The organism is Roseateles chitinivorans, from assembly GCF_050632235.1.
In the GTDB taxonomy this organism is placed as follows: Bacteria; Pseudomonadota; Gammaproteobacteria; order Burkholderiales; family Burkholderiaceae_C; genus Roseateles; species Roseateles chitinivorans_A.
In genome coordinates, this window is record NZ_CP192584.1 from 2097026 (window position 1) to 2120332 (window position 23307).

Genomic DNA, 23307 nt, shown 5'->3' on the forward strand with positions numbered 1-23307 from the left:
GCAGTGGATCCGCGCGGCCGACCTACTCGGCCATCGCCTCCACGACCATCTGCACGCGCTGCTGCCCCTGGAACTCGTCGAGGCTGAGCCGGTAGGCCAGCGTCACCTGCTCGGGCAACTGCTCGGTGTGGCCGAACCAGATGGCGTCGCGGATCCAGGCGCCCTGGCGCAGGCGCAGCTTGAGGTGGCGCTCGCCGACGATGCGCTGGTTCACGACCTGCACGCGGTCGCAGAACAGCGGTGCCTCGAAGGCCTGGCCCCAGACCTGCGCCTCCAGTTCCCGGACCGTCTCGGCGCAGAAGGCTTCCGGCGGCAACGGACCGTCGGTGCGCAGCGTGCGGGTGAGCGAGGCCTCGTCCAGCCACTCGCGGGCGACGTCCTCGAAGGCGGCGCGGAAGGCGTCGACGCCGCCGGGGCCCAGCGTGCAGCCCGCCGCCATCGCATGGCCGCCGAATTTCTTCAGCAGCTCGGGATGACGCTTGGACACGAGGTCCAGCGCGTCGCGCAGATGGAAGCCGGGGATCGATCGGCCCGATCCCTTGAGCTGGCCGTCGGCGCCCTCGGCGAAGACGAACACCGGGCGGTGCAGTCTGTCCTTGATCCGCGAGGCCACGATGCCGACCACGCCTTCGTGGAAATCGGCGTCGAACAGCGCCAGCGCGGGCGGGGGCGCGCCGTTCAGGCGCGGGTCCGTCATCAGGCGTTCGAGCAGCGCGAGCGCCTGCTCCTGCATGCCGGCCTCGATCTCGCGGCGCTCGCGGTTGATGCGGTCGAGCTCGCGCGCGAGGGCCAGCGCCTGCTCGCTGTCGTTCGTCGTCAGGCAGGTGATGCCCAGCGTCATGTCGTCCAGGCGGCCGGCGGCGTTGATGCGGGGACCGAGCGCGAAGCCGAGGTCGAAGCTGTTGGCGCGCGAGGCGTCGCGGCTCGCCGCGGTGAACAGCGCCTGCACGCCCGGCTGCATGCGGCCGGCCCGCATCCGCCGCAGGCCTTGCGCCACCAGGCGGCGATTGTTGGCGTCGAGTCTCACCACGTCGGCGACGGTGCCCAGCGCGACCAGGTCGAGCAGGCCGTCGAGCCGCGGCGGCGGGTTTTCACCGAAGGCGCCGCGGCGGCGCAGCTCGCCGCGCAGCACCGTCAGCACGTAGAACGCCACGCCGACACCCGCCAGGCTCTTGCCGGGGAAGGGGCAGCCCGGCTGGTTGGGATTCACCAGGGCATCGGCATCGGGCACGGTCGGCTGGCCGTCGGCGGTGACCGCGGGAAGGTGATGGTCCGTGACCAGGACCTTCAGGCCCAGTGCGCGCGCGAAGGCCACGCCGGCGTGGCTGGCGATGCCGTTGTCGACCGTCACCAGCAGCTGGGGCTCATGCTTCAGCGCCAGCTCGACGATGGTCGGCGTCAGGCCGTAACCGTGCACTGCCCGGTCGGGCACCACGTAGCTGACCGTGCCCGGCTGCGCGCCCAGCAACGCCAGGCCGCGCAGCATCACCGCGCAGGCGGTGGCGCCGTCGCAGTCGTAATCCGCGACGATGCAGATGCGCTCGCCCGCGGTGATCGCGTCGGCCAGCAGCACGGCGGCCTTGTCGATGCCGAGCATGCCCAACGGGCCCTCGGGCGGGAGCAGGTGCTTCAGGTCGGGGTCGAGTTCGTCGCGCGACAGGACGCCGCGTGCCGCGAAGAGGCGCGACAGCAGCGGCGAGAAGCCGGCTTCCTGCAGCGCGTGGGCGGAGTCCGGCGGGACGTCGCGGGTCAGGAGGCGAGGGCTGCTGCTCACAGGGGCTCCAAGGCGGTGGCGACGGACGCGCTTGGCGCCGAGAATTTTTCCTTCAGGCGCTGCCAGCTGCTCGCGGGCTGGCGTCTCCAGGTGCGCGCCAGCCGCTCGCCGCTCAGCGTCAGCGAGACCGGCTCGCCGGCGCGCGCGGCGTTCAACGCCTGCTCGATCGGCCCCTGGTCCAGCGCCTTCCAGCCTTCGCTCCAGGTGTAGAGATCGCCGGTCAGCATCGGCGCGCGCAGGCGGTCGTCGATCACGAGGTCGGCGGGCAGCGCATGACCGCGCTCCCGGGCGCCGCCGCCGATCCAGACGGCGTTCAGCGGCCGCAGGCGGCGTTGCTCGCGCGCCTGGTTGAGCGGGTGGTCGTGCAGCAGCATCTGCGCCTCGTTGAGCAGCGTGCGCAGGCGGCGGGCCCGCGGGTACCAGGTCTCGACGCCCCGGTTGAGCACGCGGTCCGCGCTGGCGGCGTCGAGGCCGTCGAGATCCTCATGGGCGATCGCCCATTCGCCGCTGGACAGCCACGCGGTCCGCCAGCCTTCGGCGGCGGGGAACAGCGCGGCCGACAGCGCATCGAGGAAGGCGCGCGATTCGGCATCGTCCAGATCGAGCGTCTCGGGGCCGAGCGCCGTGACGCCCTCGGTGCCGATCGCGAAATGGGCGGGCGTCAGCAGCGCCCAGGCGGCGCCGGCGGGATCCTGCCCGGCGGCGCGCACGCGCCACGCGGCGATCGGGGGATGGTCGTCGGTGACGCCGCGGCGGCGCGCCAGAAAGAGTTCGTGCGGGGGGAACGGGGCGGTCTCGTCGGCGTCGCCGACATCCTCCACCGGGGCCAGCAACCCGAGCAGGCGACTCAGGTTCGGCAGCTCCAGTTCGCGCAGGGCGCCCTCGAAATGAGGGTCCAGCGAACTGGCGAAGGGGATCATCAGGTGCATGGCGGGGGATTATCGGGGGTCCGGTCATCAAGCTTTCATCCAGGGTCGGCAACCTGTGGGGCCATGCTGACCGACACGCTCATGGCCGCCGCGATTTCGAACGAACCGCCTGGGGCCGAGGCGGCGGAACCCGAAGACGGCGGATCCATCCGCGTGCGCACGGTGTGGATCTCCGATCTGCACCTGGGCACGCCGGGTTGCCAGGCCCGGGCGCTGCTCGACTTCCTGCGGGAGGTGGAGTGCGAACAGCTCTTCCTCGTCGGCGACATCGTCGACGGCTGGCAGCTGCGCCGCAGCTGGTACTGGCCGCAGGAGCACAACGACGTCGTCCAGAAGCTGCTGCGCAAGGCGCGCAAGGGCACCCGCGTGATCTACGTGCCCGGCAACCACGACGAATTCGCCCGCAAGTACCTGCAGCACAGCTTCGGCGGCATCGAGGTCGCGCAGGAGTGGATCCACGAGACGGCCGACGGCCGCAAGTTCTGGGTCACCCATGGCGACCTCTTCGACGGCGTCATCCAGCACGCCAAGTGGCTGGCCCATCTGGGCGACACGCTCTATGAGTTCACGCTGAAGCTGAACCGCCACCTCAACTCGCTGCGGGCCCGGATGGGCCTGCCGTACTGGAGCCTGAGCAAGTACCTGAAGCTCAAGGTCAAGCGCGCGGTCTCGTTCATCGGCGAGTTCGAGCAGGCGCTCGCCCGCGAGGCCCGCAAGCGCGGCGTGCAGGGCGTCGTCTGCGGCCACATCCACCACGCCGAGCTGCGCGACATCGACGGCATCACCTACGCCAACGACGGCGACTGGGTCGAGAGCCTCACCGCGCTGGTCGAGCACCCGGACGGCCATCTCGAGATCCTGGACTGGGCCGAGCGCCAGCGGATGCTCGCGGAGCAGGGAACTGCCGAAGCGCTGGCCGCGGCGATGCGCCAGCCGGCCTGACGCCTCCTCCCTCGCTTCATCGTCGCGCGCCGCCCGCTCGACGACGATGCCTGTCGTCCGCCGACGGGACGGCCCGACGTCGGTGAAACCGTGCGGAACCCGCCCGAAAGAGGGTCATTGGGCTGTCACACCAGCTTCATAGAATCAGTTCATGACTCTGCCCGACGTCCCGCTGCTCAACCGCGAAAACGCGATCCTCGAGTTCAACCGGCGCGTCCTGGCCCAGGCCCAGCGCGTCGACGTGCCGCTGCTGGAGCGGCTGCGCTACATCTGCATCGTGTCCAGCAACCTCGACGAGTTCTTCGAGGTGCGCTTCGCCGACATGCTGGACATGCAGCGCGACGGCAGCGGGCTGGTGACGCCGCGCGACGTCGAGCGCGTCGGCCGCGCCGCCCACGACCTGATCGACGAGCAGTACGCCATCTTCAACGACCAGGTCATGCCCGCCCTGCGCGAGCACAACATCCAGATCCTGAACCACGCCGACCGCACCGACGAGATGCGCGCGTGGGTCGCCAAGTTCTTCGAGCGCGAAGTGCGTCCCCTGCTCGTGCCGGTGGGCCTGGACCCGGCGCATCCGTTCCCGCAGGTCGGCAACAAGTCCCTGCACTTCATCGCCCGGCTGTCGGGCAAGGACGCGCTGGGCCGCGACAACCGCATCGCCATCGTCAAGGTGCCGCGTGTGCTGCCGCGCGTGATCAAGGTGCCGGCGGCCATCAGCGGCGGCAAGCAGAGCTTCGTGCTGCTGACCAGCGTCATCCGCGCCCACCTGGAAGAGCTGTTCCCAGGGCGGCATGTCGAGGCCTTCTCCCAGTTCCGCGTCACGCGCGACTCGGACCTGGAAGTCGACGAGGAAGAGATCGCCAACCTGCGCCACGCGCTGCGCTCCGGCCTGACGACGCGCCACTTCGGCCGCGCGGTGCGGCTGGAAGTGGTCAACACCTGCCCCGAGGAGCTGTCGCGGTTCCTGCTCGAGCAGTTCGACCTGCCCGAGGCGGCGCTGTACCGCGTCAACGGCCCGGTCAACCTGGTGCGCCTGAACGAGCTGATCGACCAGACCGACGCGGAGGACCTGCGCTTCCAGCCCTACGAGCCGAGCTGGCCCAAGGGCCGGCTGCCGCGCGGCAAGTCCATCTTCGACAAGCTGCGGACCAAGGGCGACGTGATGCTGCATCACCCGTTCGAGAGCTTCGATCCGGTGGTGCAGCTGCTGCGCGAGGCGGTCGAGGATCCGGACGTGCTCGCGATCAAACAGACGATCTACCGCACCGGCAGCCAGTCGGTGCTGGCGGACCTGCTGATCGAGGCGGCGCGCCGCGGCAAGGAAGTGCTGGCGGTCGTCGAGCTGAAGGCGCGTTTCGACGAGGAGGCCAACATCAACTGGGCGGAGCGGCTGGAGGCCGTCGGCGCGCAGGTGGTGTACGGCATCGTCGGCCTGAAGACGCACGCGAAGCTGATGCTGATCACGCGCCGCGAGGGCGGCAAGCTGCGTCGCTACGGGCATCTGTCGACCGGCAACTACAACCCGAAGACCGCGCGGTTCTACACCGACCTGGGCTACCTGACGGCGGACGCCGAGATCACGGCCGACATGGACCTGGTGTTCAGCCAGCTGGCGTCGCTGTCCAAGTTCAAGGCGCCGAAGAAGCTGCTGCTCGCGCCGTTCAACCTGCACCGCACGATGTGCGAGCTGCTGACGCAGGTCGAGGAAGCGGCGAAGCGCGGCGAGACGGCGCGCGTGGTCCTGAAGATCAACGCGCTGACCGATGCCGAGCTGATCAACGGCCTGATCCGGGCGGGCAAGGCCGGCGCGAAGATCGACCTGATCGTGCGGGGGGCCTGCATGCTGCCGCCGGGCCTGCCGGGCGAGACGGACAACATCCTGGTGCGCTCGGTGGTGGGCCGTTTCCTCGAGCACTCGCGGATCTTCTATTTCCGCTGGGGCAAGGACGAGCAGGAGGCGCTGTACCTGTCGAGCGCCGACTGGATGGCGCGCAACATGCTCAGACGCATCGAGGTCGCGTGGCCGATCACCGACGCGAAGCTGCGTCAACGCGTGATCGACGAGGGTCTCACGCCCTATCTGTACGACAGCCTGGACGCGTGGCAGTTGGGTCCGGACGGCACGTCGCAGCGCATCGGCACCGAAGACAACCCAAACAGCGTCTGCGCACAGCAGGCGCTGATGCGCCTGTACCGCGAAGAGCTCTGACGGCGCTCAGACGCTCCCTGAAGTCCTCGTTCCCGGTGGACGGGCATGGCCCGGACCGGCGACGAAGTCGAGCTTCAAAAAACTGACTGGGGCGCCGTCTGTCCGAGCGGCGCGAACCGCAGGTGAGCAGAGCGAGTTGGCGCCCGCTCGACGCCCGGCGCCGGTCCGGGCCATGCCCGTCGCGCTCGCTCTTCAGTCCTCCAGCGCCAGCTGCACCTTCCCCACCTTGGCCCAGGCCTCCAGCTCCTCCCGGAGCAGGAAGTGCGCCCGGGGGTGGGTGTCGGCCCAGCCCTTGCGCATCTCGATGGTGACGTCCATCCCTTCTCGGCGGATCTTGATATCGGCCGCATCGACGTTCGTGCGTGCGTGGCACTTGATGGCCGCGAGCCGGAGCGCGAGCAGCTGCCAGACCATCGGTTCTTCCTGCAACTGCTCTTCCAGCTTGCGCAGCCCGCCGCGCTGCCCGAGCGCGAGGTCGCCGAGGCGGCGCAACTGGTTCTGCGAGAAGCCCGGGGCGTCGACATGCGACAGCAGGTAGGCGCTGTGGCGATGGTGGTCGTGATGGGAGACCATCATGCCGATCTCGTGGAGGGCGGCGGCCCAGGACAGTTCGCGACGGTGTTCTTCCTCGGCCTTGGGTGACAGCTGCGCGTGCAGCCGTTGCGCGAGCGATTGCACGCGGCCGGCCTGGGCCCGGTCGACGGCGAAGCGGCGCTGCAGTTCGGCGACCGACTGCTCGCGCATGTCGCGGCCGGCGGCCAGCAGACGCGGATCGAGGCGTTCCGCGAGGTCGAAGATGACGCCCTGGCGCAGGGCGCCCTTCGCCGGATACAGGCGGTCGATGTCGAAGTGCGTGAGCAGCGTGTAGAGGATGCACAGGCCGCCGCCGACGACGGCGCGGCGGTCTTCCTTCAGCCCGGGCAGCTTGAGCGCGTCGACCCGGCCGGCGGCCAGGCACTGCTCGATGCACCAGCGCAGGCCGTCGAGGGTGATGGAGCCGTCCGGGCTCACGCCGCTGGCGGCCAGGATCTGCGAGACGGCGCCCACGGTGCCCGACGAGCCCAGTGCCTGCTGCCAGCGCGGCTGCGACGACTGGCGGGAGAACTGCGTGATGGCTTCTTCCAGTTCAGCGCCCGCGGCGACCTGCGCGGCGCGGAAGGCCTCGGCCGTGAAGCGGCCGTCCGGGAAGAAGCGCATCGACAGGCTGACGCTGCCGATCTGGAAGGATTCGGTGCTCACCGGCTGCGGGCCGCGGCCCAGGATCATCTCGGTGGAGCGGCCGCCGATGTCGATGACCAGCCGCGGATCCTCGGCCGTCTGCAGCCGGGCCACGCCGGCGTAGATCAGGCGGGCTTCCTCGCGGCCGGAGATCACCTCGATCGGATGGCCCAGCACTTCCTGCGCGCGCGCCAGGAACGCGTTGCGGTTGCGAGCCTCGCGCAAGGTCTGCGTCGCGACCGCGCGCACCTGGCGGCCAGGCAGGCCTGAGAGTCGTTCCGCGAAGCGGCGCAGGCAGGCGAGGCCGCGCTCGGTGGCTTCCTCGGTCAGCATGCTCATCGCATCCAGGCCCGCGCCCAGGCGCACCGTTTCCTTCAGGTAGTCCAGGCGGCGGTACTGCCCGTGCTGCAACTGGGCGAGTTCCAGACGGAAGCTGTTGGAGCCCATGTCGATGGCGGCCAGGGTCAGGGGAACTTGCGCTTGCGTCATGGGGCGCGATTGTCGCGGTGTTTGGTGTCCCTTCCGGGAACGAAGTGCTTTCATCTTCACTCGCGCTAGCATCCGGCGTTCCGTCCACCCCGCATCCCAACCGAGGAGCCGCAGATGACGAATTCCGATTCCCGCGCCGAAGGCGCCGCTGGCGTGTCCCCTGAACTGGTCGACGCGATCCGCGACGACATCGACACGCTGGCCCCGGGCCGCGCCTTCAGCCGCCGGGCGTTCGTCGGCACGGCGGTGGGCAGCGGTTTCGCGGCGGCGGTGCTGCCGGTGTCGGCGCAGACGATCACCACCGACACGCAGGGCCTGGATGCGGGGCCGGTGACCATCCCGGTCGGCGACTTCAAGATGCCGGCCTACGTCGCGCAGCCGGCGGGCAAGAAGAACGCACACGTCGTGCTCGTGATCAGCGAGATCTTCGGCGTGCACGAGCACATCGCCGACGTCGCGCGGCGCTTCGCGAAGCTCGGCTATCTGGCGATCGCGCCCGACCTGTTCGCGCGGCAAGGCGACGCGAAGGTCTATTCGGACATTGCCAAGCTGCAGAGCGAGATCATCCAGCGCACGCCGGATGCGCAGGTCATGAACGACCTGGATGCGGCGGTCGCCTGGGCGAAGCAGCAGGGCGGCGACACCTCGAAGCTGGCGATCACCGGCTTCTGCTGGGGCGGCCGCATCGTGTGGCTGTACTCGGCGCACAGCAAGGCGGTGAAGGCCGGCGTGGCCTGGTACGGCCGCCTGCAGGGCCAGACCAATGCGATGACGCCGAAGCATCCGATCGACGTCGTCGGTCAACTGAACGCGCCGGTGCTGGGCCTGTACGGCGCCCAGGACAACGGTATTCCCGTCTCCACGGTGGCGGCGATGCAGGAGGCGCTCAAGCAGGGCAGCGCAGCCGCCAAGGCGAGCGAGTTCGTCGTCTACCCCGACACCGGCCACGCCTTCCACGCCGATTACCGCCCGAGCTACAAGCCCGAGCCTGCCAAGGACGGCTGGGCCCGCTGCCAGACCTGGTTCAAGCAGCACGGCGTCTGAACGCCAAAGGCCCGAAGTCAGCGAGAGATGCTGGGGCCGGAATGGGGCTTGAGGGTCCAGGAGGGAGCCCTCATGCCCCGTGGAGAGCCCGCGCTCGGCTCCCCGGAGTCATTCCGCGAGCCTGCGCTCCCTGCGCCTACCGTGATGCAGAGCCTTCGAAAGCGGGGGCTTGACGAGTCTGAGACAATTTTGGGAACCCAACCGGCGCACCACCCTCAGTGGTGCGCCTTTTTTATCCATGACCCTGACCTACATCCTGCTGGTGACCTTCGCCGGCGGTCTCGCCTCCGTGACGATCGCGGCGATGCTGACGGTCGGCCTGCTTAGCCGCATCGTCAAGCACCTGGTGAGCCTGTCCACCGGCGTGCTGCTGTCGACCGCGCTGCTGCACGTGCTGCCGGAGGCGTTCGAAAGCGGGGCGGATCCGCACAACCTGTTCCTGGCGCTGCTGGGCGGGCTGATGTTCTTCTTCCTGCTGGAGAAGGCCGAGCTGTACCGCCACACGCACCACCATGAGGGGGACGGGCACCACCACCACCATCATTTCGACCAGGAGCAGGCGGGTCGGGGTGGGTTGTCGGTGCTGGTGGGGGACTCCATCCACAACTTCTGCGACGGCATCATCATCGCCGCGGCCTTCCTGGCGGATCACCACCTGGGCTGGGTCACCGCGATGGCGATCGTCGCCCATGAGATCCCGCAGGAGGTCGGCGACTACATCGTGCTGCTGAACGCCGGCTTCACGCGGAAGAAGGCGCTGTTCTTCAATGCCGTGTCGGGCATGGCGGCGGTGGTCGGCGGGCTGGTGGGCTACTACGTGGTGGGGCCGTGGCAGCAGCTGTTCCCCTACCTGCTGGTGGCGGCCTCGAGCAGCTTCGTCTACGTCTCGGTCGCCGACCTGATCCCGCAGCTGCAGCGCCGGCTGCCCTGGAAGGACACCGCGTTGCAGCTGCTGTGGCTGGGCGTGGGGATCGTGTTCGTGCTGATCGTCGTGGGCGGCAAGCACGCCCATTGACGCCGGCCGGAGGCGCCCGGGAGGGCGCTCTCCGGTCAACCTGCCCGGAGGCTCATTGCGGCGCGCCTTCTCCGTGCACCACCAGCACCGGGAAGGCACAGTGCGACAGCACCTTCTGCGTCTCGCTGCCGAGCAGCAGCGCCTGCAGCCCGCGCCGGCCGTGCGTGGCCATCACCAGCAGGTCGGCGTTGACGCGCTTGGCGTGTTCGATGATGGCTTCCCAGGGGTGGAGCGCCTCCACGCTGTGGGCGTCGATCTCCAGGCCTTCGGCCCGCGCCAGCGAGAGCACGTGGGCCAGACGCTCCTGCGCGATGCGCTCCTGGGCGTCGAAGAACTCCTGCGGCGGCGTCGGCTGCATCTCCGAGACGGCGCTGTAGGGGAAAGGCTCCTTCACGCTGATGGCGAACAGCCGGGCGTTGTGGAACTTCGCCAGCTGGATGGCGGTGGAGATCGCCTTGGCGGTGATGTCGGAACCGTCGGTGGGAATCAGGATGCGCTGGAACATGGCGAGCCTCCTTCGAGCGAACGGGGTGGGGCTGGGTGGACCCGACCCCCACCACAGGCGGGGTCAGGGCTTGCCTTCGCAGTCTGAGCTTCCCATGGTGCTCGCGCCATGCGCAATGTCAATAAGGGCCGGCGTCAGCACGTCGGTCAGCCCTTCAGTCAGCCTTTTGCGAGCGGCAGGCGCGGGTTGGCGCTCCATTCGCTCCAGGATCCGGGGTATAGCCGGCTGCCCGGCAGCCCGGCGTGATGCATCGCCAGCAGGTTGTGGCAGGCGGTCACGCCTGAGCCGCATTGATGCACCGTCCCGTCCGCGCCCTGCGGGCCGAGCAGCGCGCTGAATTCCTCGCGCAGTTGGTCGGCCGGCTTGAAGCGGCCTTCCGGCGTCAGGTTGGATTTGAAGAACCGGTTCGTCGCGCCGGGAATGTGGCCGGCCTGGGCGTCCAGCGGTTCGACTTCGCCCCGGAAACGCTCGCCCGCGCGGGCGTCGATCAGGCGGACCTTTCCAAGCCCGGCGAGCAGTTCCTGGGCGGACCATGGCGCCTCAAGTGGCGCCGAGGGTTCGAAGGAAGCGGTGGCGCCGGCCGGAGGCACCTCCGACGTCACCACGCCGCCGGCCTGCTGCCAGGCCGCGAACCCGCCGTCGAGCACGGCCACCTGCGCATGGCCCAGCCAGCGCAGCATCCACCACACGCGGGCCGCATACATGCCGTCGGCGGCGTCGTAGGCGACGAGCTGCCGGCCCGGGGTCATGCCGATGGCCCGCAGGCGGGCGGCGAAGGCCTCGCGCTCCGGCAGCGGGTGGCGACCGCGGAACGCGCCGAAGGCGTCCTGCTTCGGGCCGCTGAGGTCGCGATCCAGGTTCAAGTAGAACGCGCCGGGCAGGTGGCCGGCCGCGTAGGCGCGTTCCCCGGCGGCGGTGTCGGCCAGGTCGAAGCGCACGTCGACGATCAGCGGCGGCGCGGACGAGTTCATCAACGCCTGCAACTGCCCGACCGACACCAGGCCGTCAAAGCCCGCCGACGCGGTCGCGCTTGGGGAGGTCGAGGGAGAAACCGGGAGGGGCGTCGCTGAAGTCGTCATGGCCGTTCAAGATTCCTGGACAGAATGCTGGGCGTCCTTGGGCGTGTTTCGGGCGCGCAGCAGCGTCGCCCCCAGGCCCGCGACGACGATCAGCAGGATGCCGATCCACGAGAGCAGGCCCAGCAGGTCACCGAAGATCAGCACACCATACAACGCCGAGAACACGATGCCCAGGTACTGCAGCGATGCGTTCACCAGCGGCTTGCCGGTGCCGTACGCGCGCGTCATCAGCAGTTGGGCGGCAGTGGCCAGCACGCCGACGGCCAGCAGCAGCGCCGCGCCGGTCCAGGTGTGGCCGTGCCAGCCGCCGTGCGACACGATCGTCGTCAGCGCGCCGGCGACCACGCCGCCCATCGAGAAGTAGAAGACGATGCGGAACTCGGGCTCCCCCGCGCGGCCCAGCGAGGTCACCTGCAGGTAGGCCATCGCCGACAGCATGCCGGAGGCGAGGCCGGCCAGGCCGTGCCAGACCTGCTGGTCCTCCATCGCCGGCTGCAGCACCAGTCCGACGCCGACGAAGCCCAGCAGCACGGTGATGATCAGCCGCGGGTCGACCTTGGCCGCGCCCATCAGCACGGCGCCGCCGATGAGGAACAGCGCCATCCACACCGACGACATGTAGTTCAGCGTCATCGCCGTCGCCAGCGGGAGCTTGCTGATCGCGAAGAACCACAGCGACAGCGCAATCACCCCCGACAGGCTGCGCCAGAAGTGCATCGCCGGCACGGCGGTCTTCAGCGACAGCCCCTTGGCGCGCGAGAGCGCGAACAGGAACAGCGTGCCGACCAGGCCGCGGTACATGACGATCTCGCCCGCGCCGTAGTAGGCCGAAGCCAACTTGACGCAGACACCCATGGTGGCGAACAGCAGTGTCGCCAGGACCATCAGAAGGGGTGCAGACATGTGAGCGATTCTCGCGCCGAAGGCCGGTCCGGCCTGTTGTGGGGAGCCGCAAAAACGAACGCCCCGCAAGAGCGGGGCGTTGTGCGCACCTCGACGGGTGCGAGGGCGGGGCGCCGGCGTGCTGTCAGCGTTTCATCAGTCCGCGGTACCACTCATGGAAGTGCTTCATGCCGTCTTCCATCGGCGTCTGGTACGGGCCGACCTCGTTGTCGCCCCGCTCCATCAGCGCCTTGCGGCCGGCGTCCATGCGCAGCGCGATCTCGTCGTCCTCGACGCAGGTCTCCATGTAGGCGGCCTGCTGGGCGTCGATCATGTCCCGCTCGAAGGCGATGACTTCTTCCGGGTAGTAGAACTCGACGATGTTGGTCGTCTTCTGCGGCCCCTTGGGGAACAGCGTCGACACCACCAGCACGTTGGGGTACCACTCCACCATGATGTTGGGGTAGTAGGTCATCCAGATCGCGCCCTGGTCCGGCGACCGGCCGCCGGAAAAACCCAGCACCTGGTCGTGCCACTTGGCGTAGACCTCGGAGCCCGGCTTCTCGAGCGCCTTGTTCACGCCGACCGTCTGCACCGAGTAGTCCCGGCCGAACTCCCACGCCAGGTCGTCACAGGTGACGAAGTGGCCCAGGCCCGGATGGAACGGGCCGACGTGGTAGTCCTCCAGGTAGACCTCGATGAAGGTCTTCCAGTTGTAGTCGCACTCGTGGACATGGACCTTGTCGAGCTGGTAGCCGCTGAAGTCCAGCGCGCCGCGGGGGCCCAGCTTCGCCAGGTCGGCGGTGATGTCGCGGCCGTTGTCCTCGAACAGCAGGCCGTTCCACTCGCGGATCTTGTAGCGGTTCAGGTGCAGGCAGGGGTCCTGCTTGAAATGCGGCGCGCCGACCAGTTCGCCCTTGAGGTCGTAGGTCCAGCGGTGCAGCGGGCAGACGATGTTGCTCTGCGTGTTGCCGCGGCCGCGCAGCATCACCGCCTGGCGGTGCCGGCAGACGTTGGAGATCAGTTCCAGGCCTTGCGCGCTGCGCACGATGGCGCGGCCTTCACCCTCCTGCGGCAGGGCGTAGTAGTCGCCGACCTCCGGCACGGCGAGCGCGTGACCGAGGTAACGGGGGCCATGCTGGAAGATCAGTTCCTGTTCGCGGCGGAACAGGTCCTCGTCGAAGTAGGAGGTGACCGGTAGCTGGGGGTGGCTGGATGCCGTGCTGCGTTCAAGCGCGCTGAGAGGGATGCTCAGGTCGGACATGATCCAAGAGGGTCTCCAAGACTCCAATGTCAACCGTGACGGCCGCCCCCCAGGTTGGACGGGCCGGCATGCGTGGGACTGAGTGGTACTGATCGCCGGCCCCGTGTTGGCCCCTTTTAGGGGAACGGAGCGGGCAAGGGAACCGGTGATTGTACCCGGGCTGCCAATGGAGGGGAAATGCGAGGGTGTCAAGCTTTACCCAGCGCAGGAAACAGCCGCTGACGCCTGTGGCGCTCGGCTCACATCCCCCGACGGTCGGAAGGCGGAGGGGGCGTTGGCGGTGCTTACAATCCTCATTTTCGCGTTTTGAAATGAGCAAGCCTTCCGCCAGCGCCAAATCGGCGCAGCCCGCGATCCACGAGCAGGAGCCTGCCAGCTATGAGCTGGCGGTCGAGGAGTTGGAACGTCTGGTGCAGGCCATGGAAGCCGGTCAACTGCCGCTGGATCAGCTGCTGGCCAGCTACCAGCGGGGGCCACCTTGCTCAAATACTGCCGCACCCGGCTTCAGGCCGTCGAACAACAAGTACAGGTCATTGAAGGTGGCGGCGCGCAGGCTTGGGGAGATGAATAAGTGGATGCGGGTGTTTTCGAACGTTGGGTGAAACAGTCACTCGAGGATGTCGAGGTGGCGCTGGAGGCCTGGGTGCCGGAAGCAGCGCCGGCCGGTCTTGGCGAAGCGATGCGGTATGCCGTCCTCGGGGCGGGCAAGCGCCTGCGCCCGCTGCTGGTGCTGGCCGCGGCCGACGCCGCCGGCGGGCAGCGCGAGGCCGCGATGCGCGCGGCCTGCGCCGTGGAGCTGATCCACGCGTATTCGCTGGCGCATGACGACATGCCGTGCATGGACAACGACGTGCTGCGCCGGGGCAAGCCCACGCTGCACGTGCAGTACGGCGAGGCCCAGGCGATGCTGGCCGGCGACGCGATGCAGGCGCTCGCGTTCGACGTGCTGACGCCGGACGAGGGCGTCGCGCCCGCGCTGCAGGCCAGGCTGTGCCGGCTGCTGGCGCGCGCCAGCGGCTACGACGGCATGGCCGGCGGCCAGGCGATCGACCTGGCCAGCATCGGCAAGCCGCTGGACGAGGCGTCGCTGCGCGACATGCACCGCCGCAAGACCGGCGTGCTGCTGCAGGCCAGCGTCCTGATGGGCGCCGCATGCGGCGAGCTGACGCCGGCCGCGTGGGAATCGCTGAGCCGCTACGGCGCGGCGATCGGCCTGGCCTTCCAGGTCGTCGACGACATCCTGGACGTCACCCAGGACAGCGACGTGCTCGGCAAGACCGCCGGCAAGGATCAGGACAACAACAAGCCGACCTACGTCAGCGTGCTGGGCCTGGCGCCCGCCCGCGCGTACGCGCTCCGCCTGCGGGACGAGGCGCACCAGGCGCTCGCCGGCAGCGGCCTGGCCGACACCGCCTGGCTCAGCCTGCTGGCTGACAAGGTGGTGGAGCGCGACAACTGAGATCCTGGCCGGATCCGGCAAGGATCCGGCGGGACGCTGCGACAAGGAGAGGCGACGCCATGAGCGAGAACCCATCGAACGCGACAGCCGCGCAGACGCTGCTGTCGACCATCGAGAGCCCCGCGGACGTGCGCCGGCTGTCGCGCGGCCAACTGCCGCAACTGGCCGACGAGGTCCGCGCGCACATCCTCAACAGCGTGTCCAAGACCGGCGGCCATCTGTCGTCGAACCTCGGCACGGTGGAGATGACGGTCGCGCTGCATTACGTCTACGACACGCCGCGCGACCGGCTGGTGTGGGACGTCGGCCACCAGACCTATCCGCACAAGATCCTGACCGGCCGCCGCGACGCGATGGCGACGCTGCGCCAGCAGGGCGGCATCTCCGGCTTCCCGCGCCGCGACGAGAGCGAGTACGACACCTTCGGCACCGCGCACTCGAGCACCTCGATCTCCGCCGCGCACGGCATGGCGATGGCGGCCCGGATCAAGGGCGAGTCGCGCCGCGCGGTCGCGATCATCGGCGACGGCGCGATGACGGCCGGCATGGCCTTCGAGGCGCTGAACAATGCCGGCGTCGCCCATGGCGGCCTGCTCGGCGACGTGCTGGTGATCCTGAACGACAACGACATGTCGATCAGCCCGCCGGTCGGCGCGCTGAACAAGTACTTCACCCGGCTGATGAGCGGCAAGTTCTACGCCGCCGCGCGCGAGGGCGCGAAGTCGGTGCTCAAGCACACGCCGCTGTACGAGTTCGCGCGCCGCTTCGAGGAGCACACCAAGGGCATGTTCGTGCCCGGGACGATCTTCGAGGAGTTCGGCTTCAACTACGTCGGTCCGATCGACGGGCATGACCTGGATGCGCTGATCCCGACGCTGGAGAACCTGCGCGACAAGAAGGGCCCGCAGTTCCTGCACCTGGTCACGCGCAAGGGCCAGGGCTACAAGCTGGCGGAGGCGGACCCGGTCAAGTACCACGGCCCGACGCCGTTCAACCCGGCCGAGGGCATCAAGCCGTCGACCGCACCGGCGAAGAAGACCTTCACGACCGTGTTCGGCGACTGGCTGTGCGACATGGCCGAAGCCGATCCGACGCTGGTCGGCATCACGCCGGCGATGCGCGAGGGCTCCGGCATGGTCGAGTTCCACAAGCGCTTCCCGACCCGGTACTACGACGTCGGCATCGCCGAGCAGCACGCGGTGACCTTCGCCGCCGGCCTGGCCTGCGAGGGCCTGCGTCCGGTGGTGGCGATCTACTCGACCTTCCTGCAGCGTGGCTACGACCAGCTGGTCCACGACGTGGCGCTGCAGAACCTGCCGGTGCTGTTCGCGCTGGACCGTGCGGGCCTGGTCGGCGCCGACGGCGCGACGCACGCCGGCAACTACGACATCGCCTTCACGCGCTGCATTCCGAACATGAGCGTGATCACGCCGTCGGACGAGAACGAGTGCCGCCAGGCGCTGTACACCGGCCATGTGCACAACGGGCCGGTGACGGTCCGTTATCCGCGCGGCGCCGGCATCGGGGCGGAGATCCAGAAGGAGATGGTCGCGCTGCCCTGGGGCAAGGGCGAGATGCGCCGCACCTCGGCGCAGCCGTCGACCGGCGGTCGCGCCGGCGCCCATGCGCCGCGGGTGGCGATCCTGGCCTTCGGTACCCTGCTGCATCCGGCGCTGAAGGCGGCGGAGGCGATCGACGCGAGCGTCGCCAACATGCGTTTCGTGAAGCCGCTGGACGTCGAGCTGGTCAAGGAACTGGTCCGCACGCACGACGCCCTGGTGACCGTCGAGGACGGGTGCATCATGGGTGGCGCCGGCAGCGCGGTGCTGGAAGCGCTGCAGGCCGAAGGCCTGTCGTTGCCGGTGCTGCAGCTGGGCTTGCCCGACGAGTACGTCGAGCATGGCGAACCCGGCAAGCTCATGGCCCAGTGCGGCCTGGACGCTGCCGGCATCGAGCGCTCGATCCGCGAGCGCTTCCTGACGACCGTGGCGCCGGTGGCGATCAAGGCCGCCTGAGCGGCGCACGCGCTCCCTGGCGCTGTCCTTCGAACGGCGCTGGCCTCGCGGTCAGCGCCGTTTCGCTTTTCCGGCCGCCTGCAGCTCCGCTCGGTGGGGCGACCTGAGCGTCGCGGGCGCGAGCGCGCGTTTCACCGCATCGATGAAGTCCTGCGTCAGCGCATGCGCGGCGCGGTGCAGCGGCCACAGCGCCTGGATGCGGAAGGGGACCGACACCGAGAACGGTCGCAGGTGCAGATCGGGGCCGGCACACGCCCGCGCCGTCAACGGATTGACGAGCGCGATGCCCAGGTTTTTCTGAACCAGCGCGCACACGGCGATCGCGCTGTGTGTCTCCATTTGCAGACGACGCCGCACGCCGGCACTTGCAAAGATGGCGTCGAACTGGCGGCGATAGGGGTCCTCGGCCGACAGGCTGACGAAGCGCTCGCCCTCGAAGTCCTGCGGCGTGAGCACCGCGCGCTCCAGCAGGCGGTGACCCGCGGGCAGGACGCAGACCTCGTCGAGCTCGGCCAGCGTTTCGCTGCGCGTGCCCGGCACGGTGGTGGAGACCTCGCTCAGGCCGATGTCGAAGCGCTGCGCGGCCATCCATTCCTCGAGCAGCGGCGACTCCTGCGGCGTCAGCGTCAGTTCCGCCTGGGGGTGCCGGGCCAGCCAGTCGGCGCTCGCGTCCGGCAGCAGCGCGTGCGCCAGCGCCGGCAGCGTCAGGACGCGCAGGCGTTCGTCCTCGGCGCGGCCCAGCGACTGCGCGCGGGCGACGACCTGGTCCAGGCCCTGGTAGGCGCGCTGGACTTCATCGAACAAGGCCAACGCGCGGGCCGTCGGGCGCAGCCGCCCCGCGGTGCGATCGAACAGCGCGTAGCCGAGCAGCGATTCCATCCGTGCCAGCTCCCGGCTGACCGTGGGCTGGGAGGTGAACAGCAGCTCCGCGGCGCCGGTCACGCTGCCGGCGGTCATGACGGCGCGGAAGACTTCGATGTGGCGGTGCGTGATCGGGAGGGCCATCCCGGCAGGATATCAGTGCATATCAGAAATGAATTCAATCGGCAAAACAAAGCATTTGATTGAATATGACGTCCGACGGATGCTTGCGGTAGTTCCAGCCTCTGCCTGAAGGATTCCTGACATGCCGCAAGCCCTGACCCCCGCCCGCGAACAGCAGCTGCAAGCGCTCACCACGAAGTACGGCACCCCGCTGTGGGTGTATGACGCCGCGGTGATCCGCGAGCGCATCACCGCGCTCGGTGGATTCGACACGGTCCGCTTCGCCCAGAAGGCCTGCTCCAACACGCACATCCTGCGGCTGATGCGGGCGCAGGGGGTGAAGGTGGACTCCGTGTCGCGCGGCGAGCTGCTGCGCGCCTTCGCTGCCGGCTTCACCGTCGGCACCGGCGCGGATGCGGTCCACTCGGACATCGTGTTCACCGCCGACCTGCTGGACCGCGAGACGCTGAAGACGGTCGTCGAGCACCGCGTTCCGGTGAACGCCGGGTCGATCGACATGCTGGAGCAGCTCGGCGAGGTCTCGCCCGGCCACCCGGTCTGGCTGCGCCTGAATCCCGGGTTCGGCCACGGCCACAGCAACAAGACCAACACCGGCGGCGAACACAGCAAGCACGGCATCTGGCACGAGCAACTGACGGACGCGCTGGCCGTCATCGCGCGTCGCGGGCTGACGCTGATCGGGCTGCACATGCACATCGGCTCGGGCGTCGATTACGAGCATCTGGGTCGCGTCGGCAGCGCCATGGTCGACCTGGTCCGGACGGTCAAAGGCAGCGGCCTGGATCTGCTGGCGATCTCGGCCGGGGGCGGCCTGTCGATTCCTTATCAGGAGGGCGGCGAGCGCATCGACACTGCGCACTACTTCAGCCTGTGGGATGCCGCCCGCAAGGAGGCCGAGAACGTCGTCGGCCATCCGCTGGCACTCGAGATCGAACCGGGGCGCTACCTGGTGGCGGAATCCGGCGTGCTGCTGGCGGAGGTCCGCGCGGTCAAGGCGCAGGGACGTCAGCACTTCCTGCTGGTCGATGCCGGCTTCAATGAACTGATGCGGCCGGCGATGTACGGCAGCTTCCATGCGATGAGCCTGATCCCTGCGGACGGCGAGCGCCGCCCGGTCCAGGAGACCGTCGTGGCCGGTCCGCTGTGCGAATCCGGCGACGTGTTCACCCAGGCGGAGGGCGGCGTCGTCCTGGCGCGGGAATTGCCGCAAGCCAGGGTCGGCGATCTGCTGGTCATCCACGACACCGGCGCGTACGGCGCATCCATGTCCAGCAACTACAACAGCCGGCCGCTGATCGCCGAGGTGATGGTCGACGGCGCCTCGGATCGCCTGATCCGCCGCCGCCAGACCGTCGAGGAATTGCTGGCCCTGGAAGCGGTGTGAGGGCGATGTGAGCGGTTTGACGGCGATATGACGTTTTTGCTATCGCACAAGCGATTTTTGATAGTTTCGATCAATAGGGAATCGCAATAGGCTGCATTGGGGAATTCAAACCCACCGATAGCCTCGGCCCCCTATCATTCTTTCCATCCCATCAACCCCAGACAGCGAGAACGAAGCAAATGTCCCTGATCAACACCCAAGTCCAACCCTTCAAGGCCCAAGCGTTCCACAACGGCAAGTTCATCGAGGTCACTGAAGAGTCGCTCAAGGGCAAGTGGTCCGTGCTGATCTTCATGCCGGCCGCCTTCACCTTCAACTGCCCGACGGAAGTCGAAGACGCGGCGGACAACTACGGCGAGTTCCAGAAGCTGGGCGCCGAGGTCTACATCGTCACGACCGACACCCACTTCTCGCACAAGGTGTGGCACGAAACCTCGCCGGCCGTCGGCAAGGCCAAGTTCCCGCTGGTCGGCGACCCGACGCACGCCCTGACGAACGCCTTCGGCGTGCACATCCCGGAAGAAGGCCTGGCCCTGCGCGGCACCTTCGTGATCAATCCGGACGGCGTCATCAAGACCCTGGAAGTGCATGACAACGCGATCGCCCGCGACGTCAAGGAAACGCTGCGCAAGCTGAAGGCGGCCCAGTACGTCGCCAAGAACCCTGGCCAGGTCTGCCCGGCCAAGTGGAACGAAGGCGACAAGACCATCGCCCCGTCGCTGGACCTGGTCGGCAAGATCTAAGGATCTCGCCCTCACGGGGGAAGCGGACGATCCGGACCGGATCGTCTCTCCCCCGGACCGGTGATCCGGATGAGGATGTTCCTCTCCCCTCACTGCAAACGCGCCTCGCGTGGACCGATCCGGTCCGCGGGCGTGTGCTCGGCCGCCCCTTCGATCTGACAGGGAGGCCGGTTCTCGAAGTCGCTTAAGAATATTGGAAGGAAGCAACGATGTTGGACGACAACCTGAAGGCGCAGCTCAAGGCCTACCTGGAGCGGGTCACGCTGCCGTTCGAGATCGAAGCCTCGTTGAACGACTCCGAGAGCGCCGCAGAGCTCAAGCAGCTGCTGCAGGACATCGCGGCGATGTCCGACAAGATCACGCTGAACCTCGATGGCAACGATGCACGCAAGCCGTCGTTCAGCCTGAAGCGCACGGGCACGGAACAGAGCCTGCGCTTCGCCGCGATTCCGCTGGGCCATGAGTTCACCTCGCTGGTGCTGGCCCTGCTGTGGACGGGCGGCCATCCCCCGAAGGTGGAGCAGTCCACCATCGACCAGATCAAGGGCTTGGACGGGGACTACCTCTTCGAGGTCTACATGTCCCTGACCTGCCACAACTGCCCGGACGTCGTGCAGGCGCTGTCGCTGATGTCGGTGCTGAATCCGCGCGTCAAGACGGTGGTCGTGGACGGCGCGCTGTTCCAGGACGAGGTCAACGCCCGCGAGATCATGGCGGTGCCGACGATCTACCTGAACGGCCAGGAATTCGGCTCGGGCCGCATGACCGTGGAAGAGATCGCCGCCAAGCTGGACACCGGCGCGGCGGAGAAGGACGCGGCCAAGCTGTCGGCCAAGGATCCGTACGACGTGCTGATCGTCGGCGGCGGCCCGGCCGGCGCGGCGGCGGCTGTTTATGCCGCTCGCAAGGGCATCCGCACCGGTATCGCGGCCGAGCGTTTCGGCGGCCAGGTCAACGACACGCTGGCGATCGAGAACTACATCTCCGTGCTGTCCACCGACGGTCCGAAGTTCTCGATGGCGCTGGAGTCGCACGTCAAGGATTACGGCGTCGACGTGATGAACCTCCAGCGCGGTGAAGCGCTGATTCCGGCGACGACGCCGGGCGGCCTGGTCGAACTGAAGCTGGCCAACGGCGGCTCGCTCAAGAGCAAGACGGTGATCATCTCCACCGGCGCGCGCTGGAGGAACGTCAACGTCCCCGGCGAACAGGAATACAAGAACAAGGGCGTGGCCTACTGCCCGCACTGTGACGGCCCGCTGTTCAAGGGCAAGCGTGTGGCGGTGATCGGCGGCGGGAACTCCGGCGTCGAGGCGGCGATCGACCTGGCCGGCATCGTGTCGCATGTGACGCTGCTGGAATTCGGCGATCAGCTGCGCGCGGATGCGGTGCTGGTGAAGAAGCTGGAGAGCCTGCCCAACGTCGTGATCCTGAAGCAGGCGCAGACGAGCGAGTTCACCGGCACGGCGGGCAAGCTCGACGGTCTGAACTACATCGATCGCGCCACCGGCGAGAGCAAGCGCGTCGAGGTCGAAGGCGTGTTCGTGCAGATCGGCCTGGTGCCCAACACCGAGTGGCTGCGCGGCACGATCGAGCTGTCCAAGCACGGCGAGATCATCGTCGACGCGAAGGGCCAGACCTCGGTGCCGGGCGTGTTCGCCGCGGGCGACGCGACGACCGTGCCGTTCAAGCAGATCATCATCGCGGCCGGTGACGGCGCGAAGGCGGCCCTGAGCGCTTTCGACCACATCATCCGCAACTGATCCCGGTTCAGCCCACCTGATTGACGCCCCGAAAGGGGCGTCAGTCGTTTGGGGCTGTCTTCCTGCACCCGCCGCTGGCCCTCACCCCCGCCCTCTCCCGCAAGCGGGAGAGGGAGTGAGAATGCACCGAGGCATTCGGCGCAGGACCATTGGTGTGGCCCCCTCTCCCGCACCGCGGGAGAGGGTGGGGGTGAGGGCCAGCGGCCGTTGATCACCGCCGACTGCGCCAGAGGCTCTCCGCGCTGTAGACCGCGAGCGCCGACCAGATCAGCACGAAGCCGGCGAGTCGCGCGCCGGCGAGCGGCTCGTGATACAGCCACACGCCGAGCAGAAACTGGATCGTCGGGGACAGGTATTGCACGAGGCCGAGCGTCGTCAGCGTGATGCGGCGCGCGCCAGCGGCGAACAGCAGCAGCGGCACGGCCGTCAGCGGTCCGGCGAGCAGCAGCCAGGCGATGTGGCCGGCGTCGCCGGTCGCGAACGCGCTGGTGCCCTGGCTGGTCCACCAGAACAGCGCGATGGCGGCAAAGGGCGAGAGGATCAGCGTCTCCAGCGTCAGGCCCTCCAGCGCGCCCAGATGCGCCGTCTTGCGCATCAGCCCGTAGATCCCGAAACTCAGCGCCAGCACGAGCGCGATCCACGGCAGCCGTCCGGCGGTCACCGTCAGCCAGACCACGCCGGCCGCGGCGAGTCCGATCGCCAGCCACTGCACCGGGCGCAGCCGCTCGCGCAGGAACACGAAACCCAGCATCACGTTGACCAGCGGGTTGATGAAGTAGCCCAGGCTGGCCTCGACCACGTGTCCCTGCTGCACTGCCCACACATAGACCAGCCAGTTGGTCGACAGCAGCAGCGCCGACACCGCGCAGGTCCCGAGCAGCTTGGGCGAACGCAGCACCGGACCGAGCCAGGCCCAGCGGCGCAGCGCCGTCAGCAGGATCGCGACGAAGACCATGGACCACAGTGTCCGGTGCGCGATGATTTCGAACGCACTGACGTGGCTCAAGCGCTTGAAGTACAGCGGGAACAGGCCCCACGCGATGTAGGCCAGCGCGGCGTAGAGCATGCCGGTGCGGGCGTGGCGGATGTCGGCGCGGTGGTCGGCGAGGGGCGGGGTGGCGTTGGTCATGGTTCTGCAGGCGCGAGGGCCCGCGATTCTGCTCTTTTCACGCGGCCCGCTTCGTCGCAGGATGGACACCATGGCCCACGTCGAATTCACGTCGCAACTGCATCGCTTCGTCGACACCCCCAGCTGGACTGCGACGCCGGCACCCTGGGGGAGGCGCTCACGCTCGCCTTCGACTGCAATCCGCGCCTGCGCGGCTACATCCTGGACGAGCAGGGCCACCTGCGCACGCACGTCGCCGTGTTCATCGACGGCCACCGCGCGCAGGATCGCCAGGCCCTCAGCGATCCGCTGACGGCGCAGTCCAAGGTCTACGTGCTGCAGGCGCTGTCGGGCGGCTGAGCGCCGGCCGGCGCCACTGCGCGCCACCGCCCGCAGTCTGTCGAGAACCGCGACGCCCGTTCGTCGTGAGAGGTGCTGTCCACCATCGCCATACCCGCCATCGCAACACCAGCCATC

Annotated in this window: 18 protein-coding genes and 2 pseudogenes; 11 read left to right on the plus strand and 9 right to left on the minus strand. The window is 68.6% G+C overall.

Annotated elements, in window-relative coordinates:
* Nucleotides 1–22: 22 nt before the first annotated feature.
* Together recJ and ACQ859_RS09450 are read right to left on the minus strand one after the other, a co-directional pair.
* Complete coding sequence (gene recJ / locus ACQ859_RS09445) at nucleotides 23–1774, minus strand: single-stranded-DNA-specific exonuclease RecJ (protein ID WP_431265560.1); 1752 nt, start codon at nucleotides 1772–1774, stop codon at nucleotides 23–25.
* Complete coding sequence (locus tag ACQ859_RS09450; RefSeq protein ID WP_431265561.1) at nucleotides 1771–2703, minus strand: hypothetical protein; 933 nt, start codon at nucleotides 2701–2703, stop codon at nucleotides 1771–1773. Before ACQ859_RS09450 ends, recJ begins: the two co-directional genes overlap by 4 nt.
* A gap of 81 nt (nucleotides 2704–2784) precedes the next feature.
* Between ACQ859_RS09450 and ACQ859_RS09455 the strand changes: the two genes are divergently transcribed.
* Nucleotides 2785–3645 (plus strand): UDP-2,3-diacylglucosamine diphosphatase, encoded by an 861-nt coding sequence (locus ACQ859_RS09455; RefSeq protein ID WP_431265562.1) that lies wholly within the window; start codon nucleotides 2785–2787, stop codon nucleotides 3643–3645.
* A gap of 151 nt (nucleotides 3646–3796) precedes the next feature.
* On the plus strand, nucleotides 3797–5857 hold the full coding sequence (gene ppk1, locus ACQ859_RS09460) for a polyphosphate kinase 1 (protein WP_431265563.1): 2061 nt from the start codon (nucleotides 3797–3799) through the stop codon (nucleotides 5855–5857).
* Between the two features lie 192 nt (nucleotides 5858–6049).
* Here the strand turns inward: ppk1 and ACQ859_RS09465 are convergent, their stop codons facing one another.
* Nucleotides 6050–7564: an exopolyphosphatase gene (locus ACQ859_RS09465; RefSeq protein WP_431265564.1), complete on the minus strand. Its 1515-nt coding sequence runs from the start codon at nucleotides 7562–7564 to the stop codon at nucleotides 6050–6052.
* 114 nt (nucleotides 7565–7678) lie between these two features.
* Here ACQ859_RS09465 and ACQ859_RS09470 point away from each other — a divergent pair, with 114 nt between their 5' ends.
* Together ACQ859_RS09470 and ACQ859_RS09475 are read left to right on the plus strand one after the other, a co-directional pair.
* Nucleotides 7679–8608, plus strand: coding sequence for a dienelactone hydrolase family protein (locus ACQ859_RS09470; RefSeq protein WP_431265565.1), 930 nt, complete (start codon nucleotides 7679–7681; stop codon nucleotides 8606–8608).
* Nucleotides 8609–8846: 238 nt separating this feature from the next.
* The gene (locus tag ACQ859_RS09475; protein ID WP_377156871.1) at nucleotides 8847–9623 is read left to right on the plus strand and encodes a ZIP family metal transporter; all 777 of its coding nucleotides are present in this window, start codon (nucleotides 8847–8849) and stop codon (nucleotides 9621–9623) included.
* A gap of 52 nt (nucleotides 9624–9675) precedes the next feature.
* Here the strand turns inward: ACQ859_RS09475 and ACQ859_RS09480 are convergent, their stop codons facing one another.
* From ACQ859_RS09480 to ACQ859_RS09495, 4 genes are all read right to left on the minus strand, one after another.
* Nucleotides 9676–10128, minus strand: a complete 453-nt coding sequence (locus ACQ859_RS09480; RefSeq protein ID WP_431265566.1) for a universal stress protein — start codon at nucleotides 10126–10128, stop codon at nucleotides 9676–9678.
* Between the two features lie 158 nt (nucleotides 10129–10286).
* Nucleotides 10287–11207, minus strand: a complete 921-nt coding sequence (locus tag ACQ859_RS09485; protein ID WP_431265567.1) for a sulfurtransferase — start codon at nucleotides 11205–11207, stop codon at nucleotides 10287–10289.
* A gap of 6 nt (nucleotides 11208–11213) precedes the next feature.
* A complete protein-coding gene (locus ACQ859_RS09490) occupies nucleotides 11214–12110 on the minus strand; it encodes a DMT family transporter (RefSeq protein WP_431265568.1) in 897 nt (298 codons plus the stop codon).
* 124 nt (nucleotides 12111–12234) lie between these two features.
* Entirely contained in the window at nucleotides 12235–13353 is a 1119-nt protein-coding gene (locus ACQ859_RS09495; RefSeq protein WP_431265569.1) for an aromatic ring-hydroxylating oxygenase subunit alpha, read from the minus strand.
* Nucleotides 13354–13664: 311 nt separating this feature from the next.
* On the opposite strand from ACQ859_RS09495, the pseudogene xseB reads away from it, so the two are divergent.
* From xseB to dxs, 3 genes and pseudogenes are all read left to right on the plus strand, one after another.
* Nucleotides 13665–13924 (plus strand): annotated as a pseudogene (gene xseB, locus ACQ859_RS09500) (exodeoxyribonuclease VII small subunit).
* Nucleotides 13925–13951: 27 nt separating this feature from the next.
* Nucleotides 13952–14812: a polyprenyl synthetase family protein gene (locus ACQ859_RS09505; RefSeq protein WP_431265570.1), complete on the plus strand. Its 861-nt coding sequence runs from the start codon at nucleotides 13952–13954 to the stop codon at nucleotides 14810–14812.
* Nucleotides 14813–14871: 59 nt separating this feature from the next.
* Nucleotides 14872–16827 carry a 1-deoxy-D-xylulose-5-phosphate synthase gene (gene dxs / locus ACQ859_RS09510; protein WP_431265571.1) on the plus strand — a complete coding sequence of 652 codons (1956 nt, stop codon included), beginning with the start codon at nucleotides 14872–14874 and terminating at the stop codon, nucleotides 16825–16827.
* A 51-nt stretch (nucleotides 16828–16878) separates the two neighbouring features.
* Here dxs and ACQ859_RS09515 read toward each other — a convergent pair whose 3' ends face one another.
* On the minus strand, nucleotides 16879–17832 hold the full coding sequence (locus tag ACQ859_RS09515; protein WP_431265572.1) for a LysR family transcriptional regulator: 954 nt from the start codon (nucleotides 17830–17832) through the stop codon (nucleotides 16879–16881).
* 121 nt (nucleotides 17833–17953) lie between these two features.
* On the opposite strand from ACQ859_RS09515, the gene lysA reads away from it, so the two are divergent.
* The 3 genes from lysA (at nucleotide 17954) to ahpF (ending at nucleotide 21722) form a co-directional block, all read left to right on the plus strand.
* Entirely contained in the window at nucleotides 17954–19216 is a 1263-nt protein-coding gene (gene lysA, locus ACQ859_RS09520; protein WP_431265573.1) for a diaminopimelate decarboxylase, read from the plus strand.
* A 179-nt stretch (nucleotides 19217–19395) separates the two neighbouring features.
* Nucleotides 19396–19959: an alkyl hydroperoxide reductase subunit C gene (gene ahpC, locus ACQ859_RS09525; RefSeq protein ID WP_067283909.1), complete on the plus strand. Its 564-nt coding sequence runs from the start codon at nucleotides 19396–19398 to the stop codon at nucleotides 19957–19959.
* Nucleotides 19960–20168: 209 nt separating this feature from the next.
* Entirely contained in the window at nucleotides 20169–21722 is a 1554-nt protein-coding gene (gene ahpF, locus ACQ859_RS09530) for an alkyl hydroperoxide reductase subunit F (protein ID WP_431265574.1), read from the plus strand.
* 211 nt (nucleotides 21723–21933) lie between these two features.
* Here ahpF and rarD read toward each other — a convergent pair whose 3' ends face one another.
* Nucleotides 21934–22851, minus strand: coding sequence for an EamA family transporter RarD (gene rarD, locus ACQ859_RS09535; protein ID WP_431265575.1), 918 nt, complete (start codon nucleotides 22849–22851; stop codon nucleotides 21934–21936).
* Between the two features lie 70 nt (nucleotides 22852–22921).
* On the opposite strand from rarD, the pseudogene ACQ859_RS09540 reads away from it, so the two are divergent.
* Nucleotides 22922–23190 (plus strand): annotated as a pseudogene (locus ACQ859_RS09540) (MoaD/ThiS family protein).
* Nucleotides 23191–23307 lie beyond the last annotated feature (117 nt).

Excerpts from the sequence above, each read along its gene's own strand:
- dxs (WP_431265571.1), top strand. The coding sequence starts at position 14,872 with ATGAGCGAGAACCCATCGAACGCGACAGCCGCGCAGACGCTGCTGTCG.
- rarD (WP_431265575.1), bottom strand. The coding sequence starts at position 22,851 with ATGACCAACGCCACCCCGCCCCTCGCCGACCACCGCGCCGACATCCGC.
- ACQ859_RS09450 (WP_431265561.1), bottom strand. The coding sequence starts at position 2,703 with ATGCACCTGATGATCCCCTTCGCCAGTTCGCTGGACCCTCATTTCGAG.
- ahpF (WP_431265574.1), top strand. The coding sequence starts at position 20,169 with ATGTTGGACGACAACCTGAAGGCGCAGCTCAAGGCCTACCTGGAGCGG.
- ACQ859_RS09475 (WP_377156871.1), top strand. The coding sequence starts at position 8,847 with ATGACCCTGACCTACATCCTGCTGGTGACCTTCGCCGGCGGTCTCGCC.
- ACQ859_RS09455 (WP_431265562.1), top strand. The coding sequence starts at position 2,785 with ATGGCCGCCGCGATTTCGAACGAACCGCCTGGGGCCGAGGCGGCGGAA.
- ppk1 (WP_431265563.1), top strand. The coding sequence starts at position 3,797 with ATGACTCTGCCCGACGTCCCGCTGCTCAACCGCGAAAACGCGATCCTC.
- ACQ859_RS09490 (WP_431265568.1), bottom strand. The coding sequence starts at position 12,110 with ATGTCTGCACCCCTTCTGATGGTCCTGGCGACACTGCTGTTCGCCACC.
- lysA (WP_431265573.1), top strand. The coding sequence starts at position 17,954 with ATGCCGCAAGCCCTGACCCCCGCCCGCGAACAGCAGCTGCAAGCGCTC.
- ahpC (WP_067283909.1), top strand. The coding sequence starts at position 19,396 with ATGTCCCTGATCAACACCCAAGTCCAACCCTTCAAGGCCCAAGCGTTC.
- ACQ859_RS09515 (WP_431265572.1), bottom strand. The coding sequence starts at position 17,832 with ATGGCCCTCCCGATCACGCACCGCCACATCGAAGTCTTCCGCGCCGTC.
- ACQ859_RS09470 (WP_431265565.1), top strand. The coding sequence starts at position 7,679 with ATGACGAATTCCGATTCCCGCGCCGAAGGCGCCGCTGGCGTGTCCCCT.
- ACQ859_RS09495 (WP_431265569.1), bottom strand. The coding sequence starts at position 13,353 with ATGTCCGACCTGAGCATCCCTCTCAGCGCGCTTGAACGCAGCACGGCA.
- ACQ859_RS09465 (WP_431265564.1), bottom strand. The coding sequence starts at position 7,564 with ATGACGCAAGCGCAAGTTCCCCTGACCCTGGCCGCCATCGACATGGGC.
- ACQ859_RS09480 (WP_431265566.1), bottom strand. The coding sequence starts at position 10,128 with ATGTTCCAGCGCATCCTGATTCCCACCGACGGTTCCGACATCACCGCC.
- ACQ859_RS09485 (WP_431265567.1), bottom strand. The coding sequence starts at position 11,207 with ATGACGACTTCAGCGACGCCCCTCCCGGTTTCTCCCTCGACCTCCCCA.